General features: G+C 72.7%; 1 protein-coding gene. It reads left to right on the top strand.

The features are described 5' to 3' along the window. The first annotated feature begins 7 nt into the window (after nucleotides 1-7). Complete coding sequence (locus tag ACFYY7_RS33060; RefSeq protein ID WP_388667512.1) at nucleotides 8-23,935, top strand: non-ribosomal peptide synthase/polyketide synthase; 23,928 nt, start codon at nucleotides 8-10, stop codon at nucleotides 23,933-23,935.

Below are 23,935 nucleotides of genomic sequence, written 5' to 3'. Positions count from 1 at the left end.
TACCCCCATGTCCCGTCGTGACGGCGACGTCCTTCCCCTGACCGCGGCCCAGCGGGAGATCTGGCTCGCCGAGCAGCGCTCCCGGACGCCTATCCCGGGCTACCGCGTCGGTGAGTGCCTGGAGATCCACGGTCCGGTCGATCCGGAGCTGTTCGAAGCCGCGCTGCGCAGGGTGGTCGACGAGGTCGACGCCCTGCACGTGACCTTCGTCGACGACGGTGAAGGCCCGCGCCAGATCCTCCGCGAGACCTGGGACTGGGCGCCCGCGCACCTCGACCTCGGCGCGGAGCCGGATCCCCGGGCGGCGGCCATGGAATGGATGGAGCGGGACCTGGCGCGTCCGTTGGACCTCGCCCGTGATCCGCTGTTCGGCCATGCGCTGATCCGGCTGTCGCCGACGGAGTTCCTCTGGTACCTGAACTACCACCACGTGGTGCTGGACGCGATCAGCAGCTCCATGGTCCGGCAGCGGGTCGGCGAGGTGTACTCGGTGCTGGCCGAGGGCGGTGCCGTTCCGCCCTCTCCGTTCGGCTCGCTACGGGACCTGGTCGACAGCGACGCCGCCTATCGCTCGTCCGCCGACTTCACCGCCGACCGCTCCTACTGGACCGAGCGCTTCACCGATCTGCCCGCTCCGACACGGCTCACCGACACCTCCGCGACCGACCCGCACCGAGCCCTGCGCCTGGCCGAGGAGCTGGAACTGCGGAGCCCCGAGGCATTGCGGGCGGCGGCGGGCCGGGCCGGTGTCAGGTGGTCCCGGGTGGTGGTCGCGGCGACGGCGCTCTACGCCCACCGCCTGAGCGGCGCCCAGGACGTGGTGCTCGCCCTTCCCGTTCCCGCCCGTCGGGGCTCGGACCGCGACCTGATGTCGGTGCCCGGCACGATGTCCAACGTGGTGCCCCTGCGGCTGACCGTGCGACCGGACATGCCGTGGGGCGATCTCGTCGCCCAGGTGGCGCGGGAGGTCGAGTCGGCCGTCGCGCACGAGCGCTACCGCAGCGAGGACCTGCTGCGCGACCTCGGCGCGCCCGGCAGCATCGGAACGGCGTTCCCGCTGATCGTCAACATCATGGCCTTCAACGCCAGGCCGAGCTTTGCCGGGCACCCCGCCTCGGTGCACCACTTCGTGTCGGGGTCGACCACCGACCTGGCCGTCTGGGTGTTCGACTACCGGGACGGCAACCCCCCGCTCCTCAGGCTGCACGGCGCGCCGGAGGCATACGGCGACGACGACCTCGCCGCGCACCAGCAGAAGCTGCTCGCCCTGCTGGACGCCGTCGCGGACTGCGACCCGGACGAGGCGGTGGGCAGGATCGATCTGCTCACGGCAGAGGAGCGCGGTGAGCTGACGGCGCTGGGCACCGGCCCGGCGGCCCAGGTCTTCACCGCGAGTCTGCCGGAGCTGTTCCGAGAGCATGTCCGGGCGGCTCCGGACCTCGTCGCGCTGGTGTGCGGCGACGTCTCGCTGTCGTATGCGGAGTTGGACGGGCGGGCGAACCGGTTGGCGCATGCGCTGATGGCGCGGGGTGCGGGGCCGGAGCGGTTGGTGGCGGTGGCGCTGCCGAGGTCGGTCGAGTTGGTGGTGGCGATTCTTGCGGTGCTGAAGACCGGGGCGGCGTACGTGCCGGTCGATCCCGAGTATCCGGCTGCCCGGATCGCGTATTTGCTCGACGATGCCCGGCCGGTCCTGACGGTGACCGACACCCGTACCCTGGGCCGGTTGCCGGAGGGTCCTGTCGACCGGCTGGTGCTCGATGACCCGGGGACGGCCGCCCTGGTGGGGAGCTGCCCGGCGGTCGACCCGATGGTGGCCGTCGATCCGAGCCAGCCGGTCTATGTCATCTACACCTCCGGTTCCACCGGCAGGCCCAAGGGCGTGGTGGCCACGCACGGCGGCCTGCTCGATCTGCTCACCGACCACCGGCTGGTGCAGTTCGCACCGCTGCTGAAGGACCGGCAGCGGCTGCGCGTGGCGCTGACCACATCGGTGTCGTTCGACGCCTCCTTGAACCAGCTCATGGCTCCATTCGCGGGCCATGAGTTGCACGTCCTGGACCATGCGACCTGGACCGACCCGGAGGCCTTCGTCGATTACGCGGCGTGCCGCGGGCTGGACTACGTCGAGGCCACCCCTTCCTACCTCCAAGTCCTCGTCGCCCATGGACTGTTGGACGATCCGCAGTGCCGTCCCGCCCTGGTCGGGGTCGGCGGCGAGGCCGTCCCCGAGCAGCTGTGGGAGCGGCTGCGGGCCGCCGACGGGACCTCCTGCCTCAACCTGTACGGGCCCTCTGAGTGCACCGTCAACTCGGTTACCGCGCCCGTGGGATCGAGCCCGCGCCCGGTCATCGGCCGCCCCGTCACCAACGCCCGGCTGTACGTGCTCGACGCCGCTTTGCAGCCGTTGCCCGCGGGTGTGGTGGGTGAGTTGTACATCGCGGGTGCGGGGCTGGCACGGGGCTACCTGCGCCGGCCGGGTCTGACCGCGGGGCGGTTCGTGGCGGACCCGTTCGGTCCGAGCGGGTCGAGGATGTACCGCACGGGTGACCTGGTGCGGTGGAACCCGGACGGGCACCTGGAGTTCCTCGGCCGCACCGACGACCAGGTCAAGGTCCGCGGCTTCCGGGTGGAACTCGGTGAGATCGAGGCGGTCCTCGCCGAGCACCCGGGGGTCGCGCGGGGCGCCGTCACGGTGCGCACGGACGAGGGATCCCGGCTGGTCGCCTACGTTGTCCCTGCCACGGGGCAGGTCGTCCAAGCGGACACACTGCGGGCCTGGCTGCGGGAGCGGTTGCCCGAGTACATGGTGCCGTCGGCGCTCGTGGTCCTGGACGCGCTGCCGATGACCCCGAACGGCAAGCTGGACCGGCGCGCCCTCCCGGCCCCCGAGCGGCAGCCCGCCGCGCCGGGCCGCGCTCCGCGCACCGCGGTCGAGCACCTGCTCTCCGGGCTGTTCGCCGAGGTGCTGGGGGTCGCCGAGGCCGGGCTGGACGACAGCTTCTTCGACCTCGGCGGGCACTCCCTGCTGGCCACCCGACTGGTCTCCCGGGCCCGGTCCGTGCTGGGCGTGGAGCTGAGGCTGCGCGACCTGTTCGACGCGCCGACGGTGACGGAACTGGCGGCCAGGGTGGACGTCGCCGGCCGGGCGCGCCCGGCGTTGAGGCGGCGTGAGCGGCCCGAGCTGGTGCCGCTGTCCTTCGCGCAGCGGAGGCTCTGGTTCCTGCACAGGATGGAGGGCCCGAGCGCCACCTACAACATCCCGTTGACACTGCGGCTGTCCGGAAGCCTGGACCAGCGTGCCCTGGAAGCCGCCCTGGCGGACGTGGTCGAGCGGCACGAGAGCCTGCGTACCGTCTTCCCGGTGGTCGACGGCGTGCCGTGCCAGCGGGTGCTCGACATCGACGCGGCACGGCCGCGGCTGCGGGTGGCCGAGGTCGGCGAGCGCGAGCTGCCGGACCGGTTGGCGGAGGCGGCGCGGTACGGCTTCGAGCTCTCCGAGGAGTCGCCGCTGCGTGCCGAACTGTTCCGGTTCGGCGCCGAGGAGCACGTGCTGCTGCTGATGGTGCACCACATCGCCGGCGACGGCTGGTCCACGGGTCCGCTCCTGCGGGATCTGACGACCGCCTACGCGGCCCGTGGAGAGGGCGCGAAGCCGGAGTGGTCGCCGCTGCCGGTCCAGTACGCCGACTACGCCCTCTGGCAGCAGGAGCTGCTGGGCGACGGTGCTGACCCGGACAGCCTGCTCAACGGACAACTCGCGTACTGGCGGGAACGCCTGGCGGACCTGCCCGAGCAGGTCGAGCTGCCCTTCGACCGGCCCCGGCCGATGGCGATGTCCTACCGGGGCGCCCACCTGCCGGTGCGGATCGACGCCGAGCTGCATCGGGGCCTGCGCGGACTCGCCCGCGATGGCGGAGCCAGCCTCTTCATCGTGCTCCAGGCCGGTCTGGCCGCTCTGCTGGGCAAGCTCGGCGCCGGTACCGACGTTCCGATCGGCACGCCGATCGCGGGTCGCACCGACGAGGCCCTGGACGACTTGGTCGGCTTCTTCGTCAACACCCTGGTGCTGCGCTCCGACTTGTCCGGCGACCCGTCGTTCACCGAACTGCTGGGCCGGGTGCGCTCCGACGCGCTGGCCGCGTACGCGCACCAGGAGGTGCCGTTCGAGCACCTCGTGGAAGCTCTGAACCCGACCCGGACGCTCGCGCACCACCCGCTGTTCCAGACCATGCTCACCCTGCAGAACGCGCCACTCGGCACCATCGACCTGCCGCGGCTGCGGGTGGCGACCGACCTGGTCCACACCGGAACGGCCAAGTGCGATCTGACCTTCGTCCTGACCGAACAGCCCGGCACGGACGGGTTGTCGGGCGTGGTGGAGTACAGCACCGATCTGTTCGACGCGGCCACCGTCACCGGGATCGTCGAGCGGTGGCTGCGGCTGCTGCGCGCCGTCGTCGCCGACCCCGGCCGACGGATCGGCCAGGTGGACGTGCTGTCCGCCGACGAGCTCCGGGCGCTGCTGCCGGCCGACACCGACCAGGGCGGGGAGCTGCCGGAAGGCAGCCTGCCCGCGCTGTTCGAGCGGCAGGCTCGGGCGAACCCGGCGGCGATCGCCCTCACGGACGGCGAAACCACTCTGACGTACGGCCGGTTGAACGCCCGCGCCAACCGGCTGGCGCACGCCCTGATCGACCGGGGGGTGGGGCCGGAGCAGTTGGTGGCGCTGTCGTTGCCGCGCTCGGCGGAGCTGGTCGTGGCGGTGCTCGCGGTACTCAAGGCCGGTGCCGCGTACGTACCGGTGGACCCGGAGTACCCGGCAGCCCGGATCGCCTATCTGCTCCAGGACGCCCGGCCCGTACTGCTCGTGACGACGAGCCGGACCGGAGAGCAGCCGGGGGCGGACCATGTGGACCGGCTGCTGCTGGACACCGCCGACCTGGACGGGCTGCCGGACACGGACCCGGGGGTCACCGTCGACCCGGACCACGCCGCCTATGTCATCCACACCTCCGGTTCCACCGGCAATCCCAAGGGCGTGGTGGTCCCGCACCGCAACGTGGTGCGCCTGTTCGGCACCACTCGGGAACTGTTCGGCTTCTCCGCCGAGGACGTGTGGACCCTTTTCCACTCCTACGCCTTCGACTTCTCGGTGTGGGAGCTGTGGGGCCCGCTGTTGCACGGCGGCCGCCTGGTGGTCGTGGACCACGAGACCAGCCGCTCGCCCGGCCGGTTCCTGGAACTGCTCGCCCGCGAGCGGGTGACGGTGCTCAACCAGACACCGTCCGCCTTCTACCAATTGATGCAGGCGGATGAGGAGGCCCCGGAGACTAGCCGCCGACTCGCCCTGCGCACAGTGGTGTTCGGCGGCGAGGCATTGGAGCACACCAGGCTGGCGGGATGGTTCCGGAGGCACCCGGAGGACGCACCGCGGCTGGTCAACATGTACGGCATCACCGAGACCACGGTGCACGTCACGTACACGGCGCTCGACCGGTTCGGCACCGCGGCCGGCCAGGTCGGCGCGGCCCTCCCGGACCTGCGGGCGCATGTGCTCGACGACGGCCTGCGGCCGGTGGCCCCGGGCGTGCCCGGCGAGCTGTACGTCGCGGGCGCGGGCCTGGCGCGCGGCTACCTGAACCGGCCCGGCCTGACCGCCGGGCGGTTCGTGGCGGACCCGTTCGGACCGCCGGGATCGCGGATGTACCGCAGCGGCGACGTGGTGCGCCGGGCGGCGGACGGCAGCCTGCGCTACGTCGGCCGGGCCGACCAACAGGTGAAGGTGCGCGGCTTCCGGATCGAGCTCGGCGAGATCGAGGCGGCGCTGGCCGCGTACCCCGGCATCGCCCAGGCCGCCGTCCTGGCCCGGCAGGACCGGGTCGACGACACCCGGCTGGCCGCTTACCTGGTGCCGGCCGCGGGAGCCGCACCGCGCTCCGCCGACCTGCGGGAGCACCTGCGTGAGCGGTTGCCGGACTACATGGTGCCGTCGGCGTTCGTCATGCTGGACGCACTGCCGCTGACCGTCAACGGCAAGCTGGACCATCGGGCCCTGCCCGCCCCCGACCTCGCCCCGGCAGCCACCCACCGCGCGCCGCGTACCCCGCAGGAGCAGATCCTCTGCGAGCTGTTCGCAGAGGTCCTGGGTGTGGCGTCGGCCGGCGTCGAGGACGGATTCTTCGACCTGGGCGGGCACTCGCTGCTGGCCACCCGCCTGGCCGCCCGGATCCGCGCGACGCTCGGCGTGGAAATGCCGCTGCGCACCCTGTTCGAGGCGCCGACCCCGGCAGGTCTGGCCGCCGCCCTGGTAGCGGCCGGGCCGGCGCAGGCCGCCCTGGCACGGCGTGAGCGCCCCGAGGTGATCCCGCTGTCGTTCGCGCAGCGGCGGCTGTGGTTCCTGCACCAGTTGGAGGGTGCCAGCGCGAACTACCACATCTCCCTGGCCTGGCGGCTGTCCGGGGATCTGGACCGGCGGGCCCTGGAGGCCGCCGTGGCGGACGTGGTGGCCCGGCACGAGAGCCTGCGCACCGTCTTCCCGGCGGTGGGCGGCGCGCCGTACCAGCAGGTGCTGGACGTGGTGGCAGCCCGTCCGCGGCTGCTCGTGAGCCGAACCACCGAGGCCGAGCTGTCCGCTCTGATGGCAGCGGCGAAGGACCGTCGCTTCGACTTGGCGGTGGATGTGCCGCTGCGGGTCGAGCTGTTCGAGCTGGCGCCGGACGAGCACGTCTTCCAAGTGGTGCTCCACCACATCGCGGGTGACGGCTGGTCGCTGGGCCCGCTCGCGCAGGGACTGACGGCCGCCTACACCGCGCGTCGCCGCGGCGAGGAGCCGCAGTGGGCACCACTGCCCGCCCAGTACGCCGACTACACCCTGTGGCAGCACGAACTGCTCGGCGACTCCACCGATGGGGACAGCCTGTTCGCCGGCCAGGCGGACTACTGGACCCGGCAGCTGGCCGGTCTGCCGGAGCTGATCCAGCTGCCCACCGACCGGTCCCGCCCGGCGGTCGCCTCGCACCGGGGCGGTTCTGTGCTTGCCGGGCTCGACGCCGAGCTGCACCGCGGTCTTCGCGAGCTCGCCCGCGCGCACGGGACCAGTCTGTTCATGGTGCTCCAGGCAGGGCTGGCGGCGTTGTTGAGCAAGCTCGGCGCGGGCGACGACATTCCGGTCGGCAGCCCGGTCGCCGGCCGGACCGACCAGGCGCAGGACGACCTGGTCGGCTACTTCGTCAACACCCTGGTGTTCCGCACCGATACCTCGGGCGATCCGACGTTCGCCGAGCTTCTGGGCCGGGTCCGGGACACCGCGCTGGCCGGATACGCCCACCAGGACCTGCCGTTCGAGTACCTGGTCGAGGTCCTGAACCCGTCGCGGTCGCTGGCACACCACCCGCTGTTCCAGGTCATGCTGGTGCTGCAGAACGCACCCCGGGCCGACTTCGCGCCGCCCGGGCTGCGCGTCGGCGAGATGCCGTTGACGTCGACCACCGCCAAGCTCGACCTGATCTTCACCATGTCCGAGCGGCACGCGGAGGACGGCTCCCCGGAGGGGATCGACGGGTCTGTCGAGTACGCCGACGATTTGTACGACCCGGCCACCGTCGAGACGATGATCGGGCGGTGGGAGCGGCTGCTCCGCGTCGCGGTCGCCGACCCGCGGCGGCGGCTCAGTCGGCTCGACCTGCTCACGGCAGAGGAGCGCGGTGAGCTGACGGCGCTGGGCACCGGCCCGGCGGCCCAGGTCTTCACCGCGAGTCTGCCGGAGCTGTTCCGGGCTCAGGTGCGTGCGATTCCTGACGACCTCGCGGTGGTGGGGCCGGAAGTGTCGCTGTCGTATGCGGAGTTGGACGGGCGGGCGAACCGGTTGGCGCATGCGTTGATCGCGCGGGGTGCGGGGCCGGAGCGGTTGGTGGCGGTGGCGCTGCCGAGGTCGGTCGAGTTGGTGGTGGCGATTCTTGCGGTGCTGAAGACCGGGGCGGCGTACGTGCCGGTCGATCCCGAGTATCCGGCTGCCCGGATCGCGTATTTGCTCGACGATGCCCGGCCGGTTCTGACGGTGACCGACACCCGTACCCTGGGCCGGTTGCCGGAGGGTCCTGTCGACCGGCTGGTGCTCGATGACCCGGGGACGGCCGCCCTGGTGGGGAGCTGCCCGGCGGTCGACCCGATGGTGGCCGTCGATCCGAGCCAGCCGGTCTATGTCATCTACACCTCCGGTTCCACCGGCAGGCCCAAGGGCGTGGTGGCCACGCACGGCGGCCTGGCCAACCTGTTCGCCAACCAGTGTCCGCTGGTCTTCCGGACGGCGGAGCGGATGCGGGTGGGGCTGACCACGTCGGTGTCGTTCGACGGCTCCTGCGACCAGCTGTTCGCCCTGTTCGCGGGCCATGAGCTGCACGTCCTGGACGAGGCGACCTGGTCCGACCCGGAGGCATACCTGGAGTACGCCGTGCGGGCCGGGCTGGACACTGTCGGCGGCACCCCGTCCTACCTGCAAGTCCTTGTCGAACATGGTCTGCTGGACGACCCGCGGTGGCGTCCTTCGGTGGTCGCGTTGGGCGGGGAGGCCGTTCCGGAGCAGCTGTGGGAGCGGCTGCGGGCGGCCGACGGGGTTCTCTCCCTGAACTACTACGGGCCGTCCGAGTGCACGGTGGACTCGGTCTTCGCGCCGCTGCAGTCGAGTCCGCGCCAAGTGATCGGCCGGCCGCTCGGCGGTGTCAGGCTGTACGTGCTCGATGCCGCTTTGCAGCCGTTGCCCGCGGGTGTGGCGGGTGAGTTGTACATCGCGGGTGCGGGGCTGGCACGGGGCTACTTGAACCGGCCGGGTCTGACCGCGGGGCGGTTCGTGGCGGACCCGTTCGGTCCGAGCGGGTCGAGGATGTACCGCACGGGTGACCTGGTGCGGTGGAACCCGGACGGGCACCTGGAGTTCCTCGGCCGCACCGACGACCAGGTCAAGGTCCGCGGCTTCCGGGTGGAACTCGGCGAGATCGAGGCGGTCCTCGCCGAGCACCCGGGGATCGCACGGGCCGCCGTGATCGTCCGGCAGGACCGGGCGCAGGGCCCCCGTCCGGTCGCCTACCTGCAGCCCGCCACCGGGGCGGAGATCCGGCAGGAGGACCTGCGGGCGCACCTGCGCGAGCGGCTGCCGGAATACATGGTGCCGGCCGCGTTCGTCTCCCTCGATGCTCTGCCGCTGACCGCCAGCGGCAAGCTGGACCGGCGCGCCCTGCCCGAGCCCGAGTCCACCGCGACGCCGGCCGGCCGGGAACCGCACACGCCTCAGGAACACGTGCTGGCCGGGCTGTTCGCCGAGGTACTGGGCCTGCCTCAGGTCGGTGTCGACGACGACTTCTTCGATCTCGGCGGGCACTCCCTGCTCGCTACCCGGCTGGTGGCCCGGGTCCGTGCGACCCTGGGCGTGGAGCTGGCCCTGTCCACCCTGTTCCGCACCCCGACCGTGGCCGGGCTGGCCGCCGGGCTGGGCGGCGCGGACCGGGCCCGGCTCGCCCTGGGGCGTGCGGAGCGGCCCGAGCTGGTGCCGCTGTCGTCCGCTCAGCGGAGGCTGTGGTTCCTGCGCCAGTTGGAGGGCGCCGACTCGGTCTACAACATGCCGCTCGCGTGGCGGCTCTCGGGACCGCTGGACCTGGAGGCTCTGGAGGCGGCGCTGAGCGACCTCGCCGACCGGCACGAAACCCTGCGCACGGTCTTCCCGGCCGCGGACGGCGTGCCCTACCAGCGGGTGCTGCCCACAGAGGAGGCGCGCCCGAGCCTGTCGGTCACCCCGGCCGACGAGCCGGCCCTGCCGGAACTGCTGGCGGGGGCCGCAGCGCGCGGATTCGACCTCGCTGCCGAACCGCCGCTGCGGGCCGAGGTGTTCGAGGTTTCGGCGGACGAGCACGTGCTGCTCCTGGTGATGCACCACATCGCCGGTGACGGCTGGTCGCTGGGCCCGCTGGCCGCCGACCTGGCCACCGCGTACGCGGCACGCCGCCAGGGCGAGGAGCCGCAGTGGGCGCCACTGCCCGTGCAATACGCCGACTACACCCTGTGGCAGCACCGGCTGCTCGGCGACGCGGCCGACCAGAGCAGCCTGTTCGCCCGTCAGGCGGCCTACTGGACCCGGACGCTCGCGGACCTGCCGGAGCAGATCCAGCTCCCCGCCGACCGTCACCGCCCCGCGACCCCTTCCTGCTCCGGCGGCCACCTGGCGATCGAACTGGACGCCGAACTCCACGCCGGGCTGGTCCGGCTGGGCCGGGAGCACGGCGCCAGCGTTTACATGGTGCTGCAGGCCGCCCTGGCATCGCTGCTGGACAAGCTCGGTGCGGGCACGGACATCCCGGTCGGCAGCCTGATCGCCGGCCGGACCGACCAGGTGCTGGACGACCTCATCGGGTTCTTCGTCAACACCCTGGTGCTCCGAACGGACACCAGTGGCGACCCGTCCTTCGCCGAGCTTCTGGGCCGGGTCCGGGAGAACGCGCTCGGCGCATACGCACACCAGGACCTGCCGTTCGAGCACGTCGTCGAGGCCCTCAACCCGTCCCGGTCGCTCACCCGCCAGCCTCTGTTCCAGGTACTGCTCGCGCTGCAGAACGTGCCCCGCACCGAGTTCGCGCTGAGCGGTCTGGCAGCTGAGATCGTCCTGGTGCGGACGCCGACGGCGATGTTCGACCTCGGCTTCCACCTGCTGGAGCGCGGCGGCACCGGCGGGCAGGCCGAGGGCATCATCGGGCGGGTCGAGTACAGCACCGACCTGTTCGACCCCGACACGGTGGAGGCACTGGTCGGCCGGTGGCTGCGGCTGCTGGCGGCGGTGGTCGCCGAGCCGGGACTTCCGCTGAGCCGGATCGACGTCCTCACCGCCGAGGAACGGCGCGAACTACTGGTCGCCCGCAACGACACCGCGTGCCCGACCCCTGATGACACCCTGCCCGCGCTGTTCGAGGCGCAGGTCCGGGCGGTTCCGGAGGCCCCGGCGGTGGTGTTCGAGGACACCGAGCTGACCTACCGTGAGCTGAACCGCAGGGCCAACCGCCTGGCCCACGCACTGATCGCGCGCGGCGTGGGCCCGGAGCAGGTCGTCGCCCTGCGGCTCCCGCGTTCGGCGGAGCTGGTCGTCGCCGTCCTCGCGGTGCTCAAGACGGGCGCGGCGTACCTGCCGATCGACCCGGACTACCCGGCCGCCCGCATCGCGTACATGCTGGATGACGCCCGCCCGGCCGTGGTGCTCGACGACCTCGCGGCCGTCACACCGTCCGGCCGGCAGCCGGAGCACGATCCGGCCGGCCCCGTGGACACCCGGCACCCCGCCTACGTCATCTACACCTCCGGTTCCACCGGCCGGCCCAAGGCCGTGGTGATGCCCGCCGCCGGACTGCTGAACCTGCTGGCGTGGCACCACCGGGCCGTCGGCGGCGAACCCGGCACGCGCACCGCGCAGTTCACCGCGATCAGCTTCGACGTCTCCGTGCAGGAGATGCTGTCCGCGCTGCTGTACGGCAAGACCCTGGTGGTGCCGACCGAGGAGCAGCGCCGCAGCGCCGAACTGTTCGCCCACTGGCTGGACCGGCACAGGGTCGAGGAGCTGTTCGCGCCCAACCTGGTGGTCGAGGCGCTGGCAGAGGCGGCCGAGGAGGCAGGGCTGGACCTGCCGCACCTGCGGCTGGTCGCGCAGGCCGGAGAGGCGATGCGGCTGGGCGGCGCCGTGCGCCGCTTCCAGGCACGCCGACCGGGCCGGATGCTGCACAACCACTACGGGCCCGCCGAAACCCATGTGATCACCGCCTACGCACTTCCGGCCGACCCCGCCGACTGCCCGCTACCGGTGCCGATCGGCCGTCCGATCGCGAACTGCCAGGTTTACGTGCTGGATTCGGCACTGCGACCGGTGGCCCCCGGCGTACTGGGCGAGCTGTACCTGGCCGGGGCGGGGATCGCCCGCGGCTACCTGAACCGGCCCGGGCTGAGCGCCGGGCGTTTCGTCGCCAACCCGTACGGTCCGGCGGGCACGCGGATGTACCGCACCGGCGACCTGGTGCGCTGGCACGCCGACGGCGAGCTGGAATTTGCCGGCCGGGTCGACCACCAGGTCAAGGTGCGCGGGTTCCGGATCGAGCCGGGCGAGATCGAGGCCGAGCTGACCGCGCACCCGGGCGTCGCCCAGGTCGCGGTGCTCGCCGGGGAGGACCGGATCGTCGCGTACGTCGTCCCCTCGGACGGGGCCGGGGCGACTGCGGCGGTGCTGGCGGCGTACCTGCGCGACCGGGTGCCGGAGTACCTGGTGCCGTCCGCGTTCGTGCTGCTCGACGCGCTGCCGCTGACGCCGAACGGAAAACTGGACCGGGCGGCGCTGCCCGCGCCGGAGCCGGGTACGACCGTCGGCGGCCGGGCGCCGCGCACGCCCCAGGAGCAGATCCTGTGCGAGCTGTTCGCCGAGGTGCTGGGCATCGCGCGGGTCGGTGTCGACGAGGACTTCTTCGACCTGGGCGGGCACTCCCTGCTCGCCACCCGGCTGGTCTCGCGGGTCCGGGCGACCCTCGGGGTCGAACTGGAGCTGCGCGCCCTGTTCCGGAACCCGACCCCCGCCGGACTGGCGGCCGGGCTGCACGACGCCGGAACCGCGCGGCAGGCTCTTGTGCCCCGGCCCCGCCGCGAACTGATGCCGCTGTCGTTCGCCCAGCGCAGGCTCTGGTTCCTCCAGCAGTTCGGAGCGCCGGGCGCCACCTATCACATGCCGCTGGCCCTGCGGCTGTCCGGAGACCTCGACCGGGCCGCGCTGAGCGCCGCGCTCGTGGACGTGGTGGCCCGGCACGAGACCCTGCGCACGGTCTTCCCGCACGCCGGCGGAGTTCCCTACCAGCGGGTGCTCGACGCCGCCGAGGCCGCTGTCCCGCTGACCGTGCGCACGGCCGGCGAGACGGAGGTGCCCGCCCTGTTGCGCGAGGTGGCGGTGCGCGACTTCGACCTGACCTCGGAAGTACCGCTGCGGGCGGAGCTGTTCGCGGTCGCGCCGGACGAGCACGTGTTGCTGCTGGTGATGCACCACATCGTCGGGGACGGCTGGTCCATGGGCCCGCTGGCCCGTGACCTGGCCGCCGCCTACACCACCCGGCAGGGTGGCGCGGCACCGGCATGGCCGTCGCTGCCGGTCACGTACGGCGACTACACCCTGTGGCAGCACGAGATCCTGGGCGACGAGGGCGACGCCGACAGCGTGTTCGCCCGCCAGGTCGACTACTGGACGCAGACGCTGGCCGGGTTGCCCGAGCAGCTGCAACTGCCTGCCGATCGGCCGCGCCCGGCCGCCATGTCGTACGGGGGAGACCTGCTCGAACTCCGGATCGACGCCGAAGTGCACAGCGCCCTGGTGGAGTTGGCGCGACGATCGGGGGCGACCCTGTTCATGGTGCTGCAGGCGGCGTTGGCGGCGCTGTACACGCGGCTGGGTGCGGGAACGGACATCGCGATCGGGAGTCCTGTCGCGGGGCGTACGGACGAGGCGCTGGACGATCTGGTCGGGTTCTTCGTCAATACGTTGGTGCTGCGTACGGACACGAGTGGTGATCCGAGTTTCGTCGAGCTGCTGGGCCGGGTGCGGGAGACGGCGCTGTCGGCGTACGCGCACCAGGATGTGCCGTTCGAGCACCTGGTGGAGGCGCTGAACCCGTCCCGCTCGCTGTCCCACCACCCGCTGTTCCAGACCGGTCTGGTCGTGCAGAACGCGCCAGGTGGCGACTTCGAACTGCAGGGCCTCCAGGTCTCCGGGATGGCCGTGCTCACCGGGACCGCGCGGCTCGACCTGACCTTCGGGTTCGCGGAGGAGCACGGGCCCGACGGTGCGCCGGCCGGGCTCAGCGGTGCGGTCGAGTACAGCACCGACCTGTTCGACCGTTCGACGGTCGAGGCCCTGGCCGCCAGGTGGACCAGGCTGCTGGCCGCGGTCGCCGCCGCGCCCGACCGGCCGATCGGCGGGATCGACCTGCTGTCCGCCGAGGAACGCAGCGAGCTGCTGCCCGCCGTCGAGGACGGGGTGGCCGGGGCGAGCCTGCCGCGGGCCTTCGCGGCGCAGGTGGCGGCGACGCCGGAGGCGGTCGCGCTCGTCTGTGGCGGGACCGGGCTGACGTACGGGCAGCTCGATGCTCGGGCGAACCGGTTCGCGCATGCGTTGATGGCCCGGGGGGTCGGTCCGGAGCAGGTCGTGGCGGTGGCTCTGCCGCGGTCGGTGGAGTCGGTGGTGGCGGTCCTGGGTGTGCTGAAGGCCGGGGCGGCGTACCTGCCGGTGGACCCGGCGTACCCGCAGGCGCGGATCGCGTTCATGCTGGCGGATGCCCGTCCGGCGGTGGTGGTCGACGACCCCGCCATGGTGACCGAGGGCGACTGGCTGGACACCGACCCGGAGGTCGCGCTCGATGTCCGGCATCCGGCGTACGTGATCTACACCTCGGGCTCGACCGGCCGCCCCAAGGGCGTCGTCGTGAGCCACGCCGGTGTGTCGGGCCTGGTGGCGGCGCAGGTCGACCGGCTCGGAATGGCGCCGGGCAGCCGGGTGCTCCAGTTCGCCTCGCCCAGCTTCGACGCGTCCTTCTGGGACCTCTGCAGCGCACTGCTCACCGGCGCCGCCCTCGTCCTGGCCCCCGCCGAGGCCCCGCTGGAAGCTCTGACGGACCGAGGGCTCCCCGTCACCCACGTGACGCTGCCGCCCTCGGCCCTGGCCGCGCTGGACGGCGCCGAACTCACGGCCACCACCCTGGTGGTGGCGGGTGAGGCGTGCTCGTCGGAGCTGGTGGAGCGTTGGGCGCCCGGACGCCGGATGATCAACGCGTACGGCCCGACCGAGACCACGGTGTGCGCGACCATGAGCGACCCGCTGTCGCCGGGGACGGGTGTGCCGCCGATCGGGCGACCGGTCGCGGGCTTCCGGGCGTACGTACTGGACGAGCGGCTGTGCATCGTACCGCCGGGCGTGGCAGGGGAGTTGTACGTCGTCGGCCCGGGTCTGGCACGCGGCTACCTGAACCGGCCGGGCCTGACGGCGGGGAGGTTCGTCGCCTGCCCGTTCGGGACCGGTGAGCGCATGTACCGCACCGGCGACCTGGTGCGGCGTCGGACGGACGGCGAGCTGGAGTACGTCGGCCGCGCCGACCAACAGGTGAAGGTGCGCGGCTTCCGGGTCGAGCCCGGCGAGGTCGAGGCCGCGCTGGCAGAACACCCCGCGGTCGCCCAGGCCGCCGTGGTGGCCCGGGACGACCGGCTCGTCGGCTACGTGGCGGCCCGTCCCGACCTGGCCGTCCGTCCCGTGGAGCTGGCGGCACACCTGCGCGAGCGTCTGCCGGACTACCTGGTGCCGACGGTCTTCGTGGTGATGGACACATTGCCGTTGACGCCGAACGGGAAGCTGGACCGGGCGGCGCTGCCCGCGCCCGAAGCCGCTCCTGCGGGGAGCGGGCGGGCCCCGCGCACGCCGCAGGAGCAGATCCTCGCCGAGCTGTTCGCCGAGGTGCTCGACGTGCCGCGGGTCTCGGTCGACGAGGACTTCTTCGGCCTGGGCGGGCACTCCCTGCTCGCCACCAGGCTGGTCGCCAGGGTGCGCTCGGTGCTCGGCGTGGAGCTCGGGCTGCGCGCACTCTTCCAAGCGCCCACCGTGGCGGGCCTGGCCGAGGCACTGGCCGAGGCCGGCCGTGCCCGCCCGGCGCTGACCGCGTACGAGCGGCCCGAGGCGGTGCCGCTGTCCTTCGCCCAGCGCCGGCTCTGGTTCCTGCACCGCATGGACGCCGCCGCCGCGACGTACCACATCCCGCTGGCGCTGCAGCTGACCGGAACGCTCGACCGGCCCGCGCTGGACCGGGCACTGGCCGACGTGGTGGCCCGGCACGAGAGCCTGCGGACGGTGTTCCCGGAGGTCGACGGCGTACCTTGCCAGCGCGTGCTGGAACCGGCCGCGGTCCGCCTCCGGGTCCGGTCGACCGAGGTGACACAGGTCGAACTGCCGCAGCGGCTCGCCGAGTCAGCCCGGCAGCCCTTCGATCTGGCGACGGAGCCGCCGCTGCGGGCGGAGCTGTTCGTGGTCGCGCCGGACGAGCACGTGCTGCTGCTGGTCATGCACCACATCGCCGCTGACGGCTGGTCCACCGGCCCACTGGCCCGTGACCTGGCCCAGGCGTACGCGGCCCATTGCGAAGGCCGGACGGCGAGCCGACCGGCCTTGCCGGTGCAGTACGCCGACTACACGCTGTGGCAGCGCGAGCTGCTCGGTGACGCCGCCGACCCGCAGAGCCGGTTCGCCGAGCAGCTCGACTACTGGAAGCGGCAGCTGTCCGACCTGCCGGAGTTGCTCCAGCTGCCCGCCGACCGGTCTCGCCCGGCCGTCGCCGGCTGGCACGGGGACCACATCGGCCTGGAGCTCGACGCGGAACTGCACAGTGCTCTGGTGGAGTTGGCGAGGAGTACCGGGACAAGTCTGTTCATGGTGCTGCAGGCGGCGTTGGCGGCGCTGTACACGCGGCTGGGTGCGGGCACGGACATCGCGATCGGGAGTCCGATCGCGGGGCGCACGGACGAGGCGCTGGACGATCTGGTCGGGTTCTTCGTCAACACCTTGGTGCTGCGCACCGACACGAGTGGTGATCCGAGTTTCGTCGAGCTGCTGGGCCGGGTGCGGGAGACGGCGCTGTCGGCGTACGCGCACCAGGATGTGCCGTTCGAGCACCTGGTGGAGGCGCTGAACCCGTCCCGCTCGCTGTCCCACCACCCGCTGTTCCAGACCATCCTGGCCGTGCAGAACGCGCCGACGGGCCGGTTCTCGCTGCCCGGCCTGGACGTCGCCACCTACGCGGTCGCGACCGGAACCGCCAAGTTCGACCTCGGAGTGAGCATGGTCGAACAGTTCGGTCCGGACGGGAACCCGGCCGGAATCGTCGGCGCGGTCGAGTACGCCACCGACCTGTTCGACCACTCGACGGTCGCCGCCCTGGTCCGGCGCTGGACGCTCCTGCTGGAGGCCGCCACCGCAGACCCGGAGCAGCCGATCGGAGACATCGACCTCCTCGACGCCGACGAGCGGCACCGGCTGTTGGAACGGGACAACGCGACCGCCCGGGACGTGGGCGCCGTCCCGCTGCCGCGGGCCTTCGCGGCGCAGGTGGCGGCGACGCCGGAGGCGGTCGCGCTCGTCTGTGGCGGGACCGGGCTGACGTACGGGCAGCTCGATGCTCGGGCGAACCGGTTCGCGCATGCGTTGATGGCCCGGGGGGTCGGTCCGGAGCAGGTCGTGGCGGTGGCTCTGCCGCGGTCGGTGGAGTCGGTGGTGGCGGTCCTGGGTGTGCTGAAGGCCGGGGCGGCGTACCTGCCGGTGGACCCGGCGTACCCGCAGGCGCGGATCGCTTTCATGCTGGCGGATGCCCGTCCGGCGGTGGTGGTCGACGACCCCGCCATGGTGACCGAGGGCGACTGGCCGGACACCGACCCGGAGGTCGCGCTCGATGTCCGGCACCCGGCGTACGTGATCTACACCTCGGGCTCGACCGGCCTCCCCAAGGGCGTCGTGGTCGGCCACGGCGGTGTGGCGAGCCTGATCGCCGGACAGATCGAACGCTTCGCGATCGAACCCGACAGCCGGGTGCTCCAGTTCGCCTCGCCCAGCTTCGACGCCTCGGTGTCGGAGATCTGCACCGCCCTGCTGTGCGGCGCGGCCCTGGTGCTGCCTCCCGCGACCGAGTCGCTTGCCGCGCTGACCGATCCGGGCCTCGACGTCACCCATGTGACGGTGCCCCCGTCCGTCCTCGCCGCCGTGCCGGACGGTGCGGTGACCGCGTCGACGCTGGTGGTGGCGGGTGAGGCGTGTCCGCCGGAGCTGGTGGAGCGTTGGGCGCCCGGACGCCGGATGATCAATGCGTACGGCCCGACCGAGACCACGGTGTGCGCGACCATGAGCGACCCGCTGTCCCCGGGGACGGGTGTGCCGCCGATCGGCCGGCCGATCGCCAACGCCCGGGTGTACGTGCTGGACGACCGGCTGCGGCCGGTGCCGCCGGGCGTGACGGGGGAGCTGTACGTCGCGGGCGCGGGTCTCGCGCGGGGGTACCTGAACCGGCCGGGCCTGACGGCGGGGAGGTTCGTCGCCTGCCCGTTCGGGACCGGTGAGCGCATGTACCGCACCGGCGACCTGGTGCGCCGGCTGGGTGACGGCCAGTTGGAGTACGTCGGCCGCGCCGACGACCAGGTGAAGGTCCGAGGCTTCCGCGTCGAGCCCGGCGAGGTCGAGGCCGCGCTGGCAGAACACCCCGCGGTCGCCCGGGCCGCCGTCGTGGCCCAGGACGACCGGCTCGTCGGCTACGTCGTCCCGTACCAGGACGCGGCCCGGGACAGCGGGCTGGAAGCGGACCACGTCAGCGAGTGGCAGGGCATCTACGACGCCCTGCCCATCGCCCCCGACGAAGCGGCCTTCGGTCACAACTTCGTCGGCTGGAACAGTAGTTACGATGCCAGCCCGATTCCCGTCGAGCAGATGCGGGAGTGGCGGGACGCCACCGTGGACCGCATCCTGGCCCTGCGCCCGCGCCGGGTGCTGGAAGTCGGTGTCGGCACCGGTCTGCTGCTCTCACAGATCGCACCCCACTGCGAGACCTACTGGGCGACCGACTTCTCCGCCACCGCGATCGACGCCCTGACCGCTCAGGTGGCGGGGGAGGAGCGGCTGACCGGACGCGTGGTGCTGCAGACCCGTCCGGCGCACGACACCGACGGGCTGCCGGCCGGGGAGTTCGACACCATCGTGATCAACTCGGTGGTGCAGTACTTTCCGTCCGCCGACTACCTGGCGGACGTGATCGGGAAGCTGATGCGGCTGCTCGCCCCCGGCGGCGCACTCTTCATCGGCGACGTCCGTAACCTGCGGCTGCTGCAGCCGCTGGCCGCCGCCGTCCAGCTGCACCGGGCCGACCACGGTGCCGACCGCGCGGCCGTGCGCCGCGCGGTGGAGCAGGCCGTCAGGTTGGAGAAGGAACTCCTGGTCGACCCGGACTTCTTCGCCGTTCTGCGGAAGCACGGAACGGACATCGGCGCGGTGACCGTGGAGGTCAAGCGCGGCCGCCACCACAACGAACTGTCCCGTTACCGCTACGACGTGACGCTGCACAAGCCGCCGGTCGCCCCGGAGACCCCGGGTCGGTCCGTCGAGCTGGCGTGGGCGCGGCAGATCGCCGGGCCGGCCGGTCTGCGCGAGTTGCTTGCCCAGCCGCCCGCCGAGGTGCTGCGGATCACCGGGGTGCCGAACCGCCGTGTGGTGCGGGAGGCCGCCCTGGCCCGGGACGTGCAGGACGGGGACGTGCCGCTCGCGGAGCTGCTGGAGCGGCTGCACGCCCCGGAGGAGAGCGGCCTCCCCGACCCCGAGGACTTCCACGCCCTCGGACGGGAGTTCGGCCGCGCGGTGGCCGTCACCTGGTCGGCCACCGCGGCCGACGCCGTGGACGTCGTCTTCGCCGACCCGCGAACGCTCCACGGCTCCCCGGTCGAGTCGTACCGGCCGGAGGGGGACACCGACAGGGTGCTGTCGTCGCTGACCAACCGTCCGACCGGCAGCCGCGGCACCGGCGCCCTCCTCGGCGAACTCCGCGACTGGCTGCAGGGGCGGCTGCCCGACTATCTGGTCCCGTCGGTGTTCATGGCGCTGGACGCGCTGCCGCTGACGGCCAGCGGCAAGCTCGACCGCCGCGCACTGCCCATCCCCGACCTCGCCTCGGCCGTGGCGGGGCGGGCGCCGCGCACCCCGCAGGAGCAGCTCCTCGCCGAGCTGTTCGCCGAGGTGCTCGGGCTGGCACAGGTCGGGGTCGAGGACAGCTTCTTCGACCTCGGCGGGCACTCGCTGCTGGCGACCCGCCTGGCCTCCAGGGTCCGGACGACCCTCGGCGCGGAGCTGGAGGTCCGGACCCTGTTCGAGACGCCGACCGTGGCCGGTCTGGCGGCCCGTCTGGACGGTTCCGGAGCGGCGCGGCCCGCGCTGACCGCCCGGCCCCGCCCGAAGCGGGTGGAGCTGTCCTTCGCCCAGCGCCGCCTGTGGTTCCTGCACCGGATGGACGGACCGAGCGCCACCTACAACATGCCGCTCGCACTGAGCCTGACCGGCGGTCTCGACCGGTCGGCCCTGCACGCCGCGCTCGCGGACGTGATCGCCCGGCACGAGAGCCTGCGGACGGTCTTCCGCGAGACCGACGGCGTCCCGTACCAGGAAGTGCTGAGTACCGCGCAGTCACACCCGGCGCTGCCGGTGGTCGAGCTCGACGAGAGCCGGCTGGCCGAGCGGCTGGTGGACGCGGCCCGGCGCGGCTTCGACCTGGCAGCGGAACCGCCGGTCCGGGCCGAGCTGTACGCGCTCGCCCCCGACCGGCACGTGCTGCTGATCGTGGTGCACCACATCGCCGCCGACGGCTGGTCGATGGGGCCGCTCTCCGGTGACCTCGCGACGGCCTACGCGGCGCGCTGCCGGGGCGAGGAACCGCAGTGGTCCCCGTTGCCGGTGCAGTACGCCGACTACACCCGCTGGCAGCGCGACCTGCTCGGCGACGCCACCGACCCGGACAGCCTGTTCGCCCGGCAACTGGCGTACTGGAAGGACGAGCTGACGGGAATCGTGCAGCAGGTGCAGCTGCCTGCCGACCGGCCCCGGCCGCCGGTGGCCTCCCAGCAGGGCGACCGGGTCGTGGTCCGATTGGACGCCGAGCTGCATCAGGCACTGCGTGACCTGGCCACCGCGCGCGGCGCCAGCATGTTCATGGTGCTGCAGGCCGGTCTCGCCGCTCTGCTCACCCGGCTCGGTGCCGGTACGGACATTCCGATCGGCAGCCCGATCGCCGGCCGTACCGACCAGGCGCTGGACGAGCTCGTCGGCTTCTTCGTCAACACCCTGGTGTTGCGCACCGACACCAGCGGCGACCCCGGCTTCGCCGAACTGCTCGGCCGGGTGCGGCAGAAGGCGCTCACCGCGTACGACCACCAGGACGTGCCGTTCGAGTACCTGGTCGAAGTGGCCAACCCGGCGCGGTCGCTGGCCCACCACCCGCTGTTCCAGATCATGCTGGCCCTGCAGAACGCGCCGCTCGGCGAGTTCGTGCTGCCGGGGCTGGAGACGGGCCACCTGGAGGCGCCGACCGGGACCTCACGGGTCGACCTGACGTTCAGCCTGGCCGAGCAGTTCCGCCCGGACGGCGGCGCCGACGGTCTGGTCGGCGCGGTGGAGTACGCCACCGACCTGTTCGACGCGCCCACCGTGGAGCTGCTGTTCGAGCGTTGGGCCCGCCTGCTGCGCGTGGCGGTCGCCGACCCGGGCCGGCCGATCAGCCGGATCGACCTCATGTCCGGTGCGGAGCGCCACCAGCTGCTGTACGGGGTCAACGACACGGCCGTAGAGCTGCCGTCGGCCGCGGTGCCGACGCTGTTCGCCCTCCAGGTGCGGGCCACACCGGACGCGGTCGCGGTCGTGGCGGGCGGCACCGAGCTGACCTACGCGGAGCTCGACCTGCGAGCCGACCGCCTGGCGAGGGCGTTGATCCGCCAGGGCGTACGGCCGGAGACACCGGTCGCGGTCATGCTGGACCGCTCGGCGGAGCTGGTCGTGGCGATCCTGGCGATCATCAAGGCGGGCGGCGCCTACGTACCCCTGGACTCGCGCTTCCCCTCCTCCCGGATCGACCTGATCCTGCGGGAGAGCGGAGCCGCCCTGGTGCTCACCCCGGAGGTGCTCACCGCGCTGGTTCAGTCCGAGGACGCCGACCCCGTCTCGGTGGAAGTCCCGTGCCAAGCAGGGCAGTTGGCGTACATCATGTACACCTCCGGCTCGACCGGACGGCCGAAGGGCGTGGCCGTCACCCACCGGGACGTGGTGGGCCTCGCGCTCACCCCCGAATGGCGTGGTGGCGGACACGAGCGGGTGCTGATGCACTCCCCGACGGCCTTCGACCTCTCGACCTACGAGCTGTGGGTTCCGCTGCTCAACGGTGGCCGGGTCGTGGTCGCACCGCCCGAGCAGCTCGACCTCGATCTGCTGCAGCACACGATCACCACGCACGGGGTGACCGGACTGTGGCTGACCGCCGGACTGTTCCGGCTGGTCGCCGAGGAGCGCCCGGGCCTGCTCGCAGGGGTGCGCGAGGTGTGGACCGGCGGCGACGTGGTCTCCCCGGCCGCCGCCGCCCGGGTGCTCGCGGCCTGCCCCGGCATCGAGGTGGTCAACGGCTACGGGCCCACCGAGGCCACCACCCTGGCCACCTGTCACCCGGTGCACAGCCTCCCCGAGAACGCCGCGACCGTACCGATCGGCGGGCCGATGGCGAACATGCGCGCCTACGTGCTCGACGACCGGTTGCGGCCGGTGCCGACGGGCATGGTCGGTGAGCTGTACCTCGCGGGGACGGGCGTGGCCCGCGGCTACTTCGGCCGCCCCGGCCTGACAGCGGAGCGCTTCACCGCCGACCCGTACGGGCCGCCCGGGAGCCGGATGTACCGCACCGGCGACCTTGCCTGGTGGCTCCCCGGCGGCACGCTGGAGTTCGCCGGACGCGTCGACCACCAGGTCAAGCTGCGCGGTCAGCGGATCGAGCCCGGAGAGGTCGAGGCCGTCCTGGCGGGTTGCCCGGGCGTCGCCCAGGCCGCCGTGGTCGCCCGTGAGGACCGGCCGGGAGACAAGCGGCTGGTCGCCTACCTGGTGCCCGCGCCCGAGGGCGCACCCGAGACGACCGAGCTGTCCGGCCGACTGCGCCGCGAACTGCCCGACTACATGGTGCCGGCAGCGTTCGTCACCGTGGACGCGCTGCCGCTGACCGACAACGGCAAGCTCGACCGGGCCGCCCTGCCCGCCCCCGACTACGGGGCGTCGGACGCCGGGCGGGGCCCCCGGACGCCGCAGGAGCAACTGTTGTGCGGCCTGTTCGCCGAGGTCCTCGGCCGGGAGCAGGTGAGCATCGACGACGGCTTCTTCGACCTGGGCGGGCACTCGCTGCTGGCTGCCCGGCTGGCCTCCCGGGTCCGCGAGACCCTCGGCCTGGAGCTGGGACTGCGCCTGCTGTTCGAGGCGCCGACCGTGGCCGGGCTCACCGAACGCCTGGCCATGAACAATCCGGACGACGCGTTGGACGTGCTGCTGCCACTGCGTTCGACGGGAACGGACACGCCGCTGTTCTGTGTCCACCCCGGCGGCGGCATCAGCTGGTCGTACAGCGGGCTGCTGAACCACCTCGGCCCGCAGCACCCGGTCTATGCGATCCAGGCGCGCGGCCTCGGCCGGCCCGAGCCGCTGCCGACGTCCTACGAAGAGATGGCGGCCGACTACGCCGACCACGTCCAGAAGATCCAGCCGGAGGGCCCGTACCTGCTGCTCGGCTGGTCCGCGGGCGGGCTGATCGCCCACGCGCTGGCCTGCGAACTGCAGGCGCGCGGCGAGCGGACCGCACTGCTGGCGATCCTCGACGCCTATCCGGTGAAGGACGTGCAGTTCGAGGAGGCGCCGGTGCCCACCGTGCGGGACGTGCTCGTCGGAGTGCTCGACGTCGACCCGGACGAGCTGGGCGACCGGGAAATCACCTACGCCGAGGTCGCCGAGGTGCTGAACCGGCGGGGCAGCGCGCTGGCAGGCCTGAACGAGCGGCAGGTCGAGGTGATCGTCCAGATCATGATCAACAACGCGAAGCTGGCGGTCGACTTCGTTCCTGGCAGGTACGACGGGGACCTGCTGCTGTTCAACTCCACGATCGACCGGGGCCACGACGACGCCGGTCCGGAGGTCTGGCACCCGTACATCGCGGGCCGGATCGAATCCCACGAGATCACCACCCGGCACGACCAGATGACCCAAATGGGATCGCTGGCCCAGATCGGACCGATCCTGGCCGCCAGGATCGCCGAGGCCACCGGTGACACCACCCTTTTCCAACAGGAGGACTGA

Origin of the sequence: Streptomyces sp. NPDC001933, from assembly GCF_042890955.1 — a bacterium.
Taxonomy (GTDB): domain Bacteria; phylum Actinomycetota; class Actinomycetes; order Streptomycetales; family Streptomycetaceae; genus Streptomyces.
Note: the sequence above shows the minus strand (reverse complement) of the source record. Positions and strands in the feature narration are given on the sequence as shown.